The 15,089-nt window shown below is 50.9% G+C and carries 13 protein-coding genes and 1 pseudogene; 8 read left to right on the forward strand and 6 right to left on the reverse strand.

Annotation, left to right across the window (positions count from 1 at the left end; genetic code table 11):
• Window positions 1-46: 46 nt before the first annotated feature.
• Complete coding sequence (locus ACGHM3_RS04325; protein WP_345427549.1) at window positions 47-943, reverse strand: LysR family transcriptional regulator; 897 nt, start codon at window positions 941-943, stop codon at window positions 47-49.
• Window positions 944-1,086: 143 nt separating this feature from the next.
• Between ACGHM3_RS04325 and ACGHM3_RS04330 the strand changes: the two genes are divergently transcribed.
• Together ACGHM3_RS04330 and ACGHM3_RS04335 are read left to right on the forward strand one after the other, a co-directional pair.
• Window positions 1,087-1,572: a DoxX family protein gene (locus ACGHM3_RS04330; RefSeq protein ID WP_345427547.1), complete on the forward strand. Its 486-nt coding sequence runs from the start codon at window positions 1,087-1,089 to the stop codon at window positions 1,570-1,572.
• A 120-nt stretch (window positions 1,573-1,692) separates the two neighbouring features.
• Entirely contained in the window at window positions 1,693-2,646 is a 954-nt protein-coding gene (locus tag ACGHM3_RS04335) for a glutathione S-transferase C-terminal domain-containing protein (RefSeq protein WP_345427545.1), read from the forward strand.
• Between the two features lie 70 nt (window positions 2,647-2,716).
• Here ACGHM3_RS04335 and ACGHM3_RS04340 read toward each other — a convergent pair whose 3' ends face one another.
• On the reverse strand, window positions 2,717-4,957 hold the full coding sequence (locus ACGHM3_RS04340) for an arginine/lysine/ornithine decarboxylase (protein WP_345427543.1): 2,241 nt from the start codon (window positions 4,955-4,957) through the stop codon (window positions 2,717-2,719).
• A gap of 604 nt (window positions 4,958-5,561) precedes the next feature.
• On the opposite strand from ACGHM3_RS04340, the gene ACGHM3_RS04345 reads away from it, so the two are divergent.
• The 5 genes and pseudogenes from ACGHM3_RS04345 to ACGHM3_RS04365 all read left to right on the forward strand — a co-directional run bounded on the left by ACGHM3_RS04345 (window position 5,562) and on the right by ACGHM3_RS04365 (window position 9,670).
• Complete coding sequence (locus tag ACGHM3_RS04345) at window positions 5,562-5,936, forward strand: Type 1 glutamine amidotransferase-like domain-containing protein (RefSeq protein WP_345427663.1); 375 nt, start codon at window positions 5,562-5,564, stop codon at window positions 5,934-5,936.
• Window positions 5,937-5,947: 11 nt separating this feature from the next.
• Window positions 5,948-6,130 (forward strand): annotated as a pseudogene (locus ACGHM3_RS04350) (hypothetical protein); the annotation flags it as partial.
• Between the two features lie 695 nt (window positions 6,131-6,825).
• A complete protein-coding gene (locus ACGHM3_RS04355; protein ID WP_345427541.1) occupies window positions 6,826-7,548 on the forward strand; it encodes a hypothetical protein in 723 nt (240 codons plus the stop codon).
• Between the two features lie 508 nt (window positions 7,549-8,056).
• The gene (locus tag ACGHM3_RS04360) at window positions 8,057-8,584 is read left to right on the forward strand and encodes a MarR family transcriptional regulator (protein WP_345427539.1); all 528 of its coding nucleotides are present in this window, start codon (window positions 8,057-8,059) and stop codon (window positions 8,582-8,584) included.
• A gap of 96 nt (window positions 8,585-8,680) precedes the next feature.
• Window positions 8,681-9,670: an LLM class flavin-dependent oxidoreductase gene (locus tag ACGHM3_RS04365; protein ID WP_345427537.1), complete on the forward strand. Its 990-nt coding sequence runs from the start codon at window positions 8,681-8,683 to the stop codon at window positions 9,668-9,670.
• A 403-nt stretch (window positions 9,671-10,073) separates the two neighbouring features.
• Here ACGHM3_RS04365 and ACGHM3_RS04370 read toward each other — a convergent pair whose 3' ends face one another.
• Together ACGHM3_RS04370 and cybH are read right to left on the reverse strand one after the other, a co-directional pair.
• Complete coding sequence (locus tag ACGHM3_RS04370) at window positions 10,074-10,736, reverse strand: hypothetical protein (protein WP_345427535.1); 663 nt, start codon at window positions 10,734-10,736, stop codon at window positions 10,074-10,076.
• 27 nt (window positions 10,737-10,763) lie between these two features.
• Window positions 10,764-11,489: a Ni/Fe-hydrogenase, b-type cytochrome subunit gene (gene cybH / locus ACGHM3_RS04375; RefSeq protein WP_345427533.1), complete on the reverse strand. Its 726-nt coding sequence runs from the start codon at window positions 11,487-11,489 to the stop codon at window positions 10,764-10,766.
• A gap of 625 nt (window positions 11,490-12,114) precedes the next feature.
• Here cybH and ACGHM3_RS04380 point away from each other — a divergent pair.
• The gene (locus ACGHM3_RS04380; protein ID WP_345427531.1) at window positions 12,115-13,128 is read left to right on the forward strand and encodes an NAD(P)-dependent alcohol dehydrogenase; all 1,014 of its coding nucleotides are present in this window, start codon (window positions 12,115-12,117) and stop codon (window positions 13,126-13,128) included.
• Window positions 13,129-13,157: 29 nt separating this feature from the next.
• Here the strand turns inward: ACGHM3_RS04380 and ACGHM3_RS04385 are convergent, their stop codons facing one another.
• Window positions 13,158-13,742 carry a flavodoxin family protein gene (locus tag ACGHM3_RS04385; protein WP_345427529.1) on the reverse strand — a complete coding sequence of 195 codons (585 nt, stop codon included), beginning with the start codon at window positions 13,740-13,742 and terminating at the stop codon, window positions 13,158-13,160.
• A gap of 90 nt (window positions 13,743-13,832) precedes the next feature.
• Window positions 13,833-14,771 carry a GAF domain-containing protein gene (locus ACGHM3_RS04390; protein ID WP_345427527.1) on the reverse strand — a complete coding sequence of 313 codons (939 nt, stop codon included), beginning with the start codon at window positions 14,769-14,771 and terminating at the stop codon, window positions 13,833-13,835.
• Between the last annotated feature and the right edge of the window lie 318 nt (window positions 14,772-15,089).

Here is a 15,089-nt window from a genome sequence, read left to right on the forward strand (position 1 = left end):
TTTAATTTGTAAGCTTTTCTAGTGCAGGGCCCCGGCCAGGGGTAATTCAAACATTATCCCAATAGGGCGGTTGGCCAAAATAGCCGCTTAAGAATTCTAAAAATACTTTAAGCTTGGCCGCCATCAATTTGCGGTGGGGGTAGGTGGCGTATAAACCCATGGGTGCCGGCTCGTACTGTGGTAACAGTATTTTAAGTGTTCCGGCTTGTAATTCTCGCCAAATAATAAACGTGGGTTGTAACGCGTAGCCAAGGCCGGCCACCGCCGCTGCGGTTAATACCTCGCCGTTGTTGGCCACAAAGTTGGATTGTTTTTGGCTTAGTGCCAGCAGCAGTGCGGAATCTTTAGGGTGGTTATTCATATAGCTGTAGCTGAGATAATGGCCGCTGATTAAATCCTCCGGTTGTTCCGGAATGCCGTATTGTTCAAGGTAGCTTGGCGATGCGCACAGCACCAAGCGCATGGGGGCTACCTTGCGGGCGATCATGGACGAATCTTTCAAATAACCAATTCGCAGGGCTAAATCAAAGCCTTCTTCGACCACGTCGATAGTGCGGTCGTTGAGCTGCAAATCGATATTGACCGCGCTGTGCAACTTTTTAAAATCATTGAGCAGTGGCGCCAGGTGCAAGGTAGAAAACGACACCGGCGCGCTGAGCTTTAACACCCCTTGGGCCTGGCTATGCAATTGGCCCAGGTGGTTTTCCATATCCTGCAGGTTTTCCAGTATCAACTGAGCGTGTTGTAGGCACTGCTCGCCTGCCTCGGTGAGGTGAATGCGCCGGGTGGTACGGTTAAATAGGCGCTCCCCGATGTACTCCTCAAGCTGCGCTACGTATTTGCTCACCAGTTGATTCGAGGTATCTAACTTAGCCGCCGCTTTGGTAAAGCTGCCCTCTGCGGCCACTGCGGTAAATGCCTGCAATGCGTCGAACCGGTCCATCTCCACTCCTATCTACGCTATTGTCAATATTTTGTTGGTAATAATACAACAAAACCACCGTTTATCTTTACTTTGGAGGTTATTAATCTGTGTTCATCGGTTAGCGCAGAGGGCGCACCACACAAATCCAGAGGAATTCCGACATGAACCGCATTATCAATACCGTTTTATCCAGCAACGCAGGCGCAGGCGCTTTAATTCTGCGCGTACCCGTGGGCATTGTTTTGGCCGCCCACGGCAGCCAAAAATTATTTGGTTGGTTCGGTGGTTATGGCCTGGAAGGCACCGGCCAGTGGATGGCCAGCATCGGCATAGAGCCGGGCTTTGCAATGGCCCTGCTGGCCGGCAGCGCAGAGTTTTTTGGTGGTTTGGCTTTGGCGCTGGGTTTGTTAACCCGTCCTGCAGCGGTGGTGACTGCTTTCACCATGCTAGTGGCCATTTTTAGTGTGCACTTTAGCAACGGCTTGTTTTTAACCAACAACGGCTATGAATACGCACTGAGCTTATTTGCCGCCACAGCGGCCCTAGCAGTGCAAGGCGCGGGCAGTGTGTCGGTGGATCGATGGTTAACACATCGCTCGGGCCAGCCACGCAACAGCAACGCGGCCTCTATACCTGCGGCAGCTTAATCCCACCTCTTAGCCCCATGAGTTTGTATGCGCCCGGCCTGTACCCGGCGCTTTTCGAGCTTTGTTTTTAGGTGCGGCTACCTCGAAGAGTTAGCTCGATGCAAAAAATAGGAGACAGTTATGTTGGTGAAAGGCAAATGGCAGTCGGCCTGGCAGCCGGTGCAAAATAAAGATGAACAGGGCCGGTTTATTCGGCAGACCTCGTATTTTCGCAATTGGATTACGGCAGATGGTGCCCCCGGCCCAACCGGTAACGGCGGCTTTAAAGCAGAACCCGGCCGCTACCACCTATACATCGCATACATCTGCCCATGGGCCAGCCGAGCCTTAATGGCTAGGGCGATACTGGGGCTTACTGATTACATCACGGTATCGGTGGTTAACCCACAGTTGAGCGATCAGGGCTGGCGCTTTGGTGGCTACCCGGGCAGCGACGAAGCCGATGTTCTTAACCATTGCAAGTATCTACACCAGTTGTACACCCAGGTAGATCCAAGCTTCACCGGCCGCGCAACGGTACCGGTGCTGTGGGATAACAAAACCAACACCATCGTTAACAACGAATCTGCGGATATTGTGCGCATGCTCAATTCCGCTTTTCGCCATCTAACCAACGAGGGGCCTGATTTGTACCCAAGTGCACTGCAGTTGGATATAGACCAGCTCAACAGAACGCTATACACCGATTTTAATAACGGTGTTTATCAGGCTGGGTTCGCCTCTAGCCAGCAAGCCTATGATGAGGCCTACGAAAAAGTGTTTGCCGCCATGGATGGGTTGGAACACCAGCTGGCTGATGGCCGCCAGTATTTGTTTGGCGAACACATTACAGAAACGGATATCCGTGCTTATGTAACGTTGGTGCGATTCGACTTGGCCTATTACGGGCTATTTAAATGCAACCGCAATAGAGTTAAAGATATGCCAAATTTGCACGCCTATTTGCATCGCGTGCTAGCCTTAGATGCCGTAAAAAGCACCGTAAAGGTTGACCACATTAAAGCCGGCTATTACTCGATTAAAGCGCTTAACCCCACCGGAATTGTGCCAGTGGGGCCAGCGGAGATCGGTTAAGCCGGCAGTCTTTTTAAAGTAGCGCGCTTGTAAAACAATGATGGCGCTGGGTTGCCCAGCGTCACCGCTGTTATTCTTTTACGCAGTCTATGGAGTACACCGCCTTACCGTTTACGACTTCTTTAACAAGGCCGTGAATATCGGTTTCAAAACCGGGGAATAGCTCGTTAAATGTGCGTGCAAAGCGCAAGTACTCAACAATGGTTTTGTTAAAGCATTCCCCAGGGATTAACAGGGGAATACCCGGTGGGTAGGGCGTTACCATCATGGCGGTTACTCGTCCCTCCAGTTCATCAATGGGGACCCGCTCAATTTCGCGGTGGGCCATTTTAGACCAGGCGTCCGTGGGGCGCATTGCGGGCGTTAAATCGCTTAGGTACATATCCGTGGTTAGGCGGGCAACGTTGTGTTGTTTGTACACGTCGTGGATTTTTTGGCACAAATCCCTTAATCCCATGCCTTCGTACTGTGGGTGTTTAGCTAAAAAGTCTGGCATGCAGCGCCACAGTTGCATATTGGTATCGTAGCAATCTTTAAATTGCTGAAGCTCGGTAACCAGTGTATTCCAGCGGCCCTTGGTTATGCCGATAGTGAACATAATAAAAAACGAATAGAGGCCGCACTTCTCAACAATAATGCCGTGTTCACTTAAATACTTGGTGAGTAAACCAGCAGGAATACCCGACTCAGAAAAATGCCCGTCTACATCCAGCCCCGGGGTGATGATGGTGGCTTTGATTGGGTCTAGCATATTGAAGTCTTCGGCGAGATTGCCAAAGCCGTGCCAGCGCTCGTTGGCTTTTAACGTCCAGTGTTCGCGGTCGCCCATGCCTTCCTCGGCTAGGTAGTCCGGCCCCCACACTTTAAACCACCAATCGGCCCCCCATTCGTCGTCCACCTTGCGCATGGCGCGGCGAAACTCCATGGCCTCGGCAATGGATTCCTCCACCAGTGCAGTGCCACCGGGTGGCTCCATCATAGCCGCGGCCACATCGCAGGAGGCGATAATGGCGTATTGCGGAGAGGTAGAGGTATGCATTAAATAGGCTTCGTTAAATAGGTCTTTATCCAGTTTTCGGTTGTCGGAATCCTGCACCAAGATTTGCGAAGCCTGGGAAATACCCGCCAATAATTTATGCGTGCTTTGGGTGGCAAAAACTAGGGAGTCTTTGCACGGCGTTCGGTCTTCACCAATAGCGTGAAAATCGCCATAAAAATCGTGAAACGCTGCGTGGGGCAGCCAGGCCTCATCAAAATGCAGGGAGTCTATTTTGCCGTCGAGTTCTTCTTTGATTTCTTCCACGTTGTACAGCACACCATCGTAGGTGCTTTGGGTGATGGTTAGCACTCGGGGCTTGGCGTTTTTATTTTCGATAAAGGGGTTTTTTTCGATTTTTGCGCGGATGTTTTCCCACTGAAATTCACTCTTGGGAATGGGGCCGATAATGCCAAAATTATTGCGGGTGGGCATTAGAAAAATGGGAATGGCGCCGGTCATAATGATGGAGTGCAGAATAGATTTATGGCAATTACGATCTACCACCACGATATCGCCGGGGGCGACGGTGGAGTTCCATACGATTTTATTGGAGGTGGATGTACCATTGGTGACAAAAAACAAATGGTCCGAGTGAAAAATCCGCGCCGCGTTTTTCTCACTGGCGGCCACCGGCCCGGTGTGGTCTAGCAACTGACCTAATTCATCCACGGCATTACACACGTCGGCGCGTAACATATTCTCACCAAAAAACTGGTGGAACATATGGCCAACGGGGCTCTTTAAAAAAGCAACACCACCGGAATGCCCCGGGCAGTGCCAAGAGTAAGATCCATCGGCTGCGTAATCCACCAAGGCCTTAAAGAAGGGCGGCGCCAGGGTGGCCATATAGGCCTTGGCTTCGCGTACCACGGTACGCGCGATAAACTCCGGCGTATCTTCAAACATGTGAATAAACCCGTGCAGCTCTCGCAGTATATCGTTGGGGATATGGTAAGAGGTGCGGGTTTCACCGTAGAGGAAGATTGGGATGTCTGGGTTGCGATTGCGCAGCTCCGCCATAAAGGCGCGTAGGTTGCTTAACGTGAGCTCTGCTTGGTCGTCGTGGAACTCTTCATCGTCAATACTCAAGATAAAACACGAGGCGCGGCTCTGTTGCTGCACAAACGATGTTAAATCGCCGTAGCTGGTAACGCCCAAAACCTCTAGGCCTTCCGCTTCTATGGGTTCTACCAGTGATCGAATGCCCAGGCCAGAGGTGTTCTCCGACCGGAAATCTTCATCAATGATAATAATAGGAAACTGAAAACGCATGCTGCACCTCAATTACAAAGGGGCCGGAATCGGCAGTGGCTGTTATTGTGGTGGGCAGTGTAAACCAAGCTTGTGGGGCGGGCTACAAATAACGATTGGCCAGTAAACTGGCCCTTTTCACAGGCTGCATTAGGGTTAACAGCTGTCTAACATGCCAAGCGCCATTCAGGAGGGTGGGGGCCAAGAGGGTGGGCCATAGGGATAAGCATGGCAGGAGAATGGGGCCGATGGCGAATAGCCCAGGCGGGCAAAGGCAACTAATTGCTTTTGTAGCGGTCGCATCAGTATGCCAACTTTTAAACGCTGTTTTGCCAAGGCTGAATCTAAGGCCAATGCAAGTTACCTCCGTCCAGGCACTGATACAGTCGCCCAGCTCGTACCACTTCATGGCGGTCCGCCTCGTCGGCGGGTGTGCCAACTCTGGCAATAACGCGCCGTCGTGTTCTAAAGGGTAAAGCATTGCGCTTTCCGTTATCTTTAAAATTTATTTTTACACATCGCTTCCGGGCACCGGCTGGCATAACCGTTTATGTTGCTTTACTGGGAGATACCCATGGCTAAGCTATTTTTAACCTCATCTTTTGTCGACGTATTTTAACAACGCATTCATCGCTTAGCGCAGGGTAAAAGCGTTGCGTTTATCCCTACCGCCAGCAAGGTGGAAGAGGTCAGTTTTTACGCAGAAAAGGCTAGGCTCTGTGTTGATCAGCTGGGCATCGACGCACATGAATTGGATATCGCCACGGTAGCCAAGCAAGATATTCGCCAAACACTTGAGCGTTGTGATTATGTCTACCTGTCTGGCGGTAAACCTTATTATTTGTTGCAGCAGTTGCGCGCTACCGGTGCAGACCGATGGATCTTAAATGAGGCCGGAAAGGGCATGGCTATTATTGGTGAATCGGCCGCCAGTATCGTCATGGCGCCTAGTATTAACTACTTAGCAGCCATGGACGACCCCACTGTGCGGCAGGCCTAAGCGATTATACGGCTCTTAAGCTCGTTGCTTTTTACCCAGTACCCCAAAGCGGCAGCGAACACTTTCAGCCGGCGATTGATAAAGTTGTAGAGGACTACCAACAGTTGGACTTAAGGTTGTTGACCAATCAGCAGGCGTTGGAGGTGACCGATAACAACGTTGTCTTATTTGATCAAAACAATGAAGTTAAGTGACTGGAGCGTTGACACTCGGGTGTTAATCTCTACCTGCGGCATGGTTGTTTGCAGCGAGTAATTAATTGCAGTAAGTAGTTGTTTGCAGTTAGCGGTTGTTTGTAGTGAAGAGTTCTTTGAGGGGAAAATCTTATGTCTGTTGGTGTTAAGTGCGTTAAACGTACCACGAGCAATAAACGAGCTACTCAGATCAAGATTGCTCGGCGTAAAAAATGCCTGTATCAACACCTGCACACACCCACCACCGCCACGAGCTAACGTTTAAAAAGTATATCCAACAAAGATTTGCTTTTTATGGGGGGGATGGCGTCGCCTTGTTCGTCGATCAAGACTCCACTTTTGGCCGCTGATTTTAGTGCCGTATCGATTAGCTCAGCATCCATAGGCAGCGCCGCTTTCATTGATTGATAGGACGCAGGCCCTAACTGAATCGATAGGAAAGCGCCTTGATTAGGGAGCGCGAAAACTGAATAGTGAATCGGGCCACCGCTTGCGGAATAGCTCAGACTGGCCTCCTTATTTGACAAAATAATTTACCGGTGTACTATATGTTAATCATTGTTGCCTGGGTTGTGTACGAACAATAAACCTGGTCAATCAGGCATTCCCTGGTTGAACCTGCCGGGTTTACTGGTATGAGTCGATTTAACTAACGGCTTAATCATACAACGATAACTATTCTGTGAGAGAGTAATATGAATCAAAGAACCGGCCTTAACTATGAATTGGTCAGCGCTTGGTGTGGGCCTGTTTTTTTGATTGCGTTTGTTATTTTTTGGGGGGTGCTGGGGCAAAATCTTCCTAACCCGGCACCTTCTTTAACCGCCGTGGAGCTGGCAGATCGGTATGTCGAAAACCTGGAGATGATTCGTTTAGGTTTTATCATTTCATTGATTACGGTTGTGTTATACCTTCCCTGGACGTCTCTACTAAGTATGCAAATGGAGCGCATCGAAGGGCCGTACACGGTACTTTCGAAATTGCAGCTTTTGGGTGGCGGGCTTACCGTTATGGTTGTTTCCTTTAGCGCCATGTTTTGGGTGGTGGCGGGTTTCCGGCCTGAGCAGTCGCCAGAGATGATACAAATGTTAACCGACGTGGGCTGGTTGTGTATTGATCTACAGTATGCGTGTACAACGCTACAGATGTTTGCAGCCGCTTTCGTTGGTTTGAGCGATACGAGAGAGGTAAAACTTTTTCCGCGCTGGGTGTGTTTCCTTACCATTTGGTGCGGCATTAGCTTTATACCAGCCAGCCTAACCGGCGTGTTAAAAACGGGCCCCTTTGCTTGGAACGGCTTACTAAGTTACTACATCCCCTACGCGTGTTGGCTGGGGTGGTATTCTATTGCCAGCTATTTCATGCTTAAGGATGTTTATCGCCGCAAAGCGCTTGTGACTGAGGCGCCTGGGGCTTGAGTGGTGGGGGGTGAAGTACTCCGGTCAACTTCACCCCAACAGCCAGTCAAGTGCTTGTGTGTCTGTGTTGGTAGGTTGTTATCGGCGTATCAACACAGACACGTTATTCACAGTGTTTAGGTCTTCGTCACGCGCGAGCATTGGGTGTATCTTTCTATAAGGCTGATTACTATAAGGCTGATTAGTTTGCTCTGTTCCTTACTTGCTACGATGCCTCCACTATTGGCCAAACTGTCTTTGCTTAAGGCCATTCAGAAATGTTTGTACGTGCGCACGGCGCTGTGCCAGCGATGGTACCGTGGCACTCGCCCTGAAACCGGTTTAATGGCGCTATGCCGAGGTTTACCAAAGCGTACCGTCGGTGGATAGGGTGTTTGGTTTCGGGGCTGAACCATGTGGGGTTTAGTGCCTAACATTCTTAGCTAAAATCGGTAAAATAGTGGCATTTAACCCGATTCTTTATCCATGGCGAGTATAATCCGCGTGGACAACACTAAGAGGTTTTTGCGTGAGAGGAACAGAGCGACTTAAAGTAATCGAAAAAACCACAGATCCCCTTTTTGATGCATTACCGTTGTTGCCTAAGGCTGAAACGATTTTAGTCCGCTTGCTGCGGGTAGGCGCTCTAGGTTTAGACGAGTATTTTGCGCATATTTTTCGCCACTTGGATATAACCGAGAAACATTACCATGCTTTATGTGTATTGGTTTCCACTCGTCAGGGTACTTTGTATCCTAGCGAGCTGAGTGAAATTATCGGAACAAGTAGAGCCAACATAACGAAAGTTTTGTCATCGCTCGAAGCGAAAGGGTATGTAAGCCGTAAAAATAGTAATAAAGATGGGCGTCGTAATAGTATTTTAATTACAACCAAGGGCCGCCAAATAGTGGGCCGTATTACCGAGCAAATGGATACGCCAGTAGAGGCTGCGTTTGCTAATCTCACCAGTCGCGAGCGTAACCAGCTCGATAAATTACTGCGTAAAATGATCGTTTCGTTTGATGACGCTCTGCATGCCAATGATCCGATTGTGTAGCCGCGGTTTGGTTTAGGCTCGCAGTTGCTGATATTTGACGGGTGCGTTCTAAGTGTTTACCTTGCTTTGTCCCTTTAGTCTATTGTGTTGGTTGAAATGGTTCCACTGTCGATTTTGGATTTAGTACGTGTTACAGAAGCATCAGGGGTCCGTGGTGCGTTGGATAACGCCAGAGACCTGGCCGCCCACGCTGAAGGGTGGGGCTATCGGCGATACTGGGTGGCAGAGCATCATAATATGGTCAGTATCGCTTCGGCGGCGACATCCGTGGTTATTGGCCATATCGCCGCGGGTACTCAAACGATCCGCGTTGGCTCTGGTGGCATTATGCTACCCAACCATTCGCCGCTGGTTGTGGCCGAGCAATTTGGTACTCTGGCGGAGCTGTATCCAAACCGTATTGACTTAGGCTTAGGCAGAGCGCCAGGAACGGATCAGATGACGCTAAGAGCCTTACGCAGGTCACCGGCGGCGGCCGAGCGTTTCTCCGAGGATGTTAGCGAGCTACAAATGCTCTTGGGCGAGCCGGTGCCAGGCCAAAGCATAAAAGCGATACCCGGTGCAGGAACAAACGTACCCTTGTGGATTTTGGGCTCCAGCTTATTTGGTGCTCAGCTTGCTGCCGAAAAAGGATTACCCTATGCTTTTGCCTCGCACTTTGCCCCGCAGCAGTTGATTGCTGCATTGCGCATTTACCGCCGTTATTTTAAACCCTCGCAGCAACTAACCGCGCCCCACGCCGTCGTAACCATTAATGTCATAGCTGCTGACACCGATGAGGAGGCGCAGTACCTGGCCACCACAAAATTGATGTCTTTTACCAATTTAATTCGCGGTCAATTTCAGTTAAGCCAGCCACCAATTGAATCAATGGACAATTATTGGTCTCAGCCTGAGAAATCACAGGTAATGTCCATGCTTGCGCGTACCGTGGTTGGCTCTAAAGCCACGGTGGCCCGTGGTGTCGCTGATATCGTTACCGAGACCGAAGCGGATGAAATATTGGTTGTGAGCGATGTATACGACCACCAAAAGCGATTGCGTTCGTATCAGTTGTTGCGAGAAGCGTTTGAAGAGCATGGCTGACCCATGAACACTGGGAGTGGAAGCCACGTTGCAATGATGTTGACCGATGGCTGTGAGGGTGTTTAAGGCGGTTTTTGAGTGGCATGGTGATAGAAACATAAAGGGTAGAACATCTTCAGTCGATATCGCCATCAATCCCCAGGCTTGCCAAAATAACCGGGGTGCTATTTTTATTCTTCGTATAAACAGTATTGCTCAAGTACAAACCGGTATAGGTATACTAGAGATACGTATTTCTTTGCGTTGAGTGTTTTGCCTGTGCAGCGCTTACCGCACGGCGTTAGGGTATTGGATAACACTTTGTTGGCCCTCGTAAGATCGTAAAGCGACCTACCCAGATCAAAATTGCTCGGCGTAAAAAGTGCTTGTATCAATACTTGCACACGCCTACTGCCGCCGCGAGCTAACGTTTAAAAAGCATATCCAACAAAGATTTGCTTTCTATGGGGGGGATGGCCTCGCCTTGTTCGTCGATTAAAACTCCGTTTTTGGCCGCTGAGTTTAGTACTGTATCGATTAGCTCTGCATCCATAGGCAGTGCGGCCTTCATTGATTGGTAGGATACAGGCTGGCTGGCCATAATCTCCAACCACATCGCCAGCTCTGCGGTAACCGGTAAGCTAGAAAAATTCGTTTTGCCCTTAAACTGTATATTCTTTTTGGCCCAGGGAATGCCGCCGGATTTTGGTTGTGTTGCTTCTATCTTTTTTTGTGCTTTATCGGTTTGTTTGCTGGCTTGCTTGGGCCAAAGCGCCTTGGACGCTTTACCGGCCGACAGTTGTTCTACCGCTGTATCCAATAATTTGATTAATTTAAGCGCACGGAAGGGGGCAGGTAAGTGCATGCGGCCAGCGGTTTGCTGGGCATCTGCCGTGCCGACAATAATTTGCAGTGGGCTATCGCTTACGCCAATTCGCTGCCACACTTTGCTGCGACTATCGCAAATAATCAAATCCGCTTGCTCGGGCGCGGCCACCCATTGCCAAGTCTCTTTGCGTAATTTTAGCGTGGAGCGAACCACGGTTAGATGCTCTTGGGTGAGTTCGGCAAACAGAGCAAGCTTCATTATTGCAATATCCTGTAAAGCACAGCGTTAATCTTTAAATAACCGGTAGCCGTTGATCATGGTGCTCACCATGCTCTGCCTGCCAAGAATGTCTTCGCGGATGGCCGCGTAAATATGCAGCATAATAAAGCACAGCATTATCCACATACCGTAGTAGTGAATGGTGTGCACGGAATGGGAAGAGCCAAATAGCGGGATGACCCAGGAGGTGAACAGTGTGTGGGCGATGTGGCCGGGCATTGCACCCTCGCCGTAAAGTGCAAAGCCTGTGCAGATCATGATAATACCCAGCAGCACAAAGCACACAAACATGGACAGCCGCGCAATGGGGTTATGGCCAATATAACGGTTGGGGTAGGCGCGCAAAAATAAATACCAGCGCAGCATAGAAAATAACTCGCGCCAAAATAACTTGGTAAAGATTGGGATAAAAAACATTTCCCGTGCGTGGTAATTGCCGACAAAAGCCCAATAGACACGGCCTAAAAATCCGATGGCAAAAATATAGGCCGAGGCAAAATGGATAAACCGAATATAGCCAAAGAGAAAGTGTTCAGAAGCCTCGCCGTGGATGGACGTGGGCGGCGCAGAAATGAGGTAACCGGTGGCAATTAAGCACACCATGGCGCAGGCATTGATCCAATGCCAGGCACGGATGGGTGCCTCGTAAACGTAAATAGATTTTATTGTGGGTACCGCGTGTACAACTTGGTTGTCCACCGCTGCGGCTCGAGGTGTATTTGCTTCCTGCATATTGTTTTGGCCTCTGGGTTTGCACCAAGGTTAATGGTTTGAAAAGTGAATAACAACGTCTATTCAATGGTGAAAATAAAAAATCAAAAAAATTAACGCGCGCCAAAAGCAAAAGCTAAAAAGTGGAAACAAAGCTTACTTTTTGGTGGTAATAAGGTGTGCAAAAAACACCAATGATTAATGTTCTGGCTTGTACATTATTTGGCGGCAGTTTGTCGTGTGCGGAATAATTGGCACGCGTTTTAAACGCAGCATACTGGTGGGTAACCATGCGCTGGCCAAACGTTTGTTGTGGGCATTTGTGCGCCTTTGCGCGCTTTCTTTTGTGGGCAGGCGCGTTTGGGCGCGTTTGAGGACAGGCACGCCAAGGACAGGCACGCCAAGTATCTTTCGTGGACAGGCACACCATGGCTGCGTGGGATTGAGATTTGCTGCCTAGCCACAATTGGTTCTAGGTCGGCTGTGGCGTCCTCGAGGGGCTCGCAATTTAAAGGCGCGGGCAGGGTTGAACTTTAGCCTGTTCATTGGTACCAAAGCATCATTGAGGTGGTCTTTGGGCTCGCGTACAACAAGGGCGTGGCCACGGCCAACTACCCATAATCACTTATCCTAACGAGGTGGCACAGTGCAAGCGATCCGATTAAAACAGCCTGGCGGTTTAGAGAATATCTACGCCGAGCAAACCAATGCCCCAGAAACGCTAGGGCCCAACGATGTGCAGGTGCGCATCCACGCGGGTTCGCTCAATTATCACGACTATCTCGTGGCCGCCGGGGCCTTGCCCACGGACGATGGCCGTATTTTATTGTCTGATGGTGCCGGCGTGGTGGAAGCCGTAGGCGCCGAGGTTAGCGACCTTGCCGTGGGCGACCATGTGGTGTCTTGTTTTTACCCCCAATGGGAATCCGGCCCGGTGGTAGCCAGTGCTGGTGGCTTTGCGCGCACTCCGGGTGATGGCGTGGACGGCATGGCAGCCGAGGTTGTGGTGCGTAATCAATCCGCTTTCACCTTGGCCCCCGAGGGGTGGAGCCATGCAGAATCCGCCACTATAACCACCGCCGGTGTTACTGCCTGGCGAGCCTTAGTGGCAGAGGGTGGACTTAAAGCAGGGGACACGGTGGTTACCTTAGGTACCGGTGGGGTATCCATGGCGGCGCTGCAGTTGGCCAAGGCCATGGGCGCCAGTGTGATTGTGACCTCCTCCTCGGACGAAAAACTGGCCAAGGCAAAAGCGTTGGGAGCAGATGCCACTATCAATTACCGCGCCACGCCAGAATGGGGTAAAGCGGTGATGGAGCTAACCGAAGGCCTGGGCGCAAACCACATTGTGGAGCTGGGTGGCCCAGGCACATTGGCGCAATCCATAGAGGCGGTAGCCGTAGGCGGGCAAATTGCGCTAATCGGTGTGCTCACCGGTTTTGATGGGCCGGTGCCCACCGCGCAATTGATGTTTAAAAACGCGCGTTTGCAGGGCCTGTTGGTGGGCAGCCGAGCCAACCAACGAGACTACGTTAAAGCGCTGGAGCAAAACGGTATTCGCCCGGTGATCGACCGTACCTTCCGCTACGGCGAATTAGCGGAGGCCTTTGAATATCAATTGGCCGGCTCCCATATGGGTAAAATTTGCGTGGAGTGGTAGCGTAGCGCCCTGGGCTGGCAGCGGGGTAATCAAAAAGCGAGTTGCTGGCTGATCCTTGCCACGCGCTGGCCCAAGTAAACGGCGCTTGCTAAATCGCCACTGTGTACCACGCCATCAGCGCTGTGCGCCACCAAACCGGATTGGGCGCCCAATCTGTTCTGTGGCTTCATTGCAGTAGTCCCTTCGCCGGGCGAATTCGTGCCCGGTACATCCAGCCCTGCCCAAAGCATGCCATGCTGGCTGGCAAACACCTGCAGATACTGCAAGGTATTGAGTTGGTCGCCACTTAGATTGGAGCCAATGGTAAAACCCGCAGCAATTTTATTGGCCCAGCGCTGCTGCTCCCATAAATCGCCGGTGGCGTCGGCAAAGGCTTTAAACTGAGCGCTTACGCAGCCCATGTAAGTGGGGGAGCCAAAAATAATGGCTTTGGCTGGTTCTAATTGCTGTAAGAGCTCGGGGTTGCGAAAGCGGCCTTCGATAATCGCCTTGCCAGTAATTTGCAATAATTCTGAGCTAACCCCGCCGACGGAGATGCAGCCCTGGTGTACGGCCTGGGCCAACTGTTGAGTGGATCCATTATCGGAATGAAACACCACGGCTACATCTGCCATGCAACATCCTTATTCATTATTTAATCCATCGCTATCGATGGTCTATTTTACGCAACCCGTGGGACGGCAACGCCGCCGTCTTGGGTGTAGCTAGCTTCTCATAAAGTACATCACAACTGCGCACTGCGAGCCATCCAAGCGCTCTATGGGTATGGCCAGTAGTGTGTTGCCGTGGCCATGATCGGCGGCCGAAGTAAGTTGGGGCACGCCTGTTGTCAGAGCGCGGCCAGTTGGCCCTGCATCAGCCGCTATGGTGTTGAGGTGATCCTCAGAATCCACTGTGGTGCTGCCTGCGGTAATGCCTGCTGCTAACCAAAGCGTGTTGGTCTCTGTAGATTTTTGCCAAACTTCAAAACGCTGGGCCAGGGGTGTTTGTTTGGCCGACAAAAATACCAGCACCGCGGCGATGTCTTCATCGTGGCTGGGAGCGTAAAAGGGAATACCAACGCCGGTGGCGATGCCCGCTTCTTTGGCGTTAGCTGCCCGCAAAAATGAGCTGCTGTTGGCCAAATCTGGCATTATGGTGGGCTGGTGAGATTTCCAAACGCCGCCGGGTAAGCCAACCCCCAAAGGGAAGCGAACCTGCTTGGAGATCCACTCAAAGCGCTCCATGGCGCCATAGTAACCCTCAACCAGCGCCATGCCGCTTAAGCCGTCATCTTGCCACACCTCGATAGCGCCGGTGGCGGCATCCACGTCGCCGCACAGCATCACAACGACGGCTTTGCACTCACCGCCCATAAATACCGGCAGCGCCACACCGGAGGTTAGCCCGGCGTCTCGCGCTGCTGCGGTGCGTACAAAAGTGGCTTCTTCAAACTCTTTCAACACCAGCGGGCGCTGGCTTTGCCAAGCCTTGCCAGGTAAACCCTCCCCAAGGGCAAAGCTGGTTTCAGCGCTGACCTGGCTAAACGCCTTAAGGCCACCGTAATCGGCGCTGCTTAATACCAAGTTGGCACCGCTGGATTCCGGCACCCAAATCTCTATAACGCGAATAAAACTGCTGGCTGTTACCTTGTCTTGCTCCATAAAAATCTCCACAGGTCGAGGCTTTGCGCGGGTTGATAGGCACCGCTATCGCCTTAATCAATTGGTTTTTATATCGAGCTCATAAAACTTGCGGGTATTGGTGAGGTTGGCCTCACTCTGATTTGAACGGACGTTGTTCAGGATACTGCAATGTGGTGGGTTTGAGAATGGTTGATATAGGGAAACCCTGGGGGCAAGCTAGGTTGCGATACAACCACGTCTGCTTTAACCAAGTAGCGTAAATGGCATTTGTATCGAATGCCTACATCAACATCATGAGTGTTGTTAGCTACAGAGCGCAGGTGCGGGTAGCAAGAG

Origin of the sequence: Halioxenophilus aromaticivorans (assembly GCF_042850945.1) — a bacterium.
GTDB lineage: Bacteria > Pseudomonadota > Gammaproteobacteria > Pseudomonadales > Cellvibrionaceae > Halioxenophilus > Halioxenophilus aromaticivorans.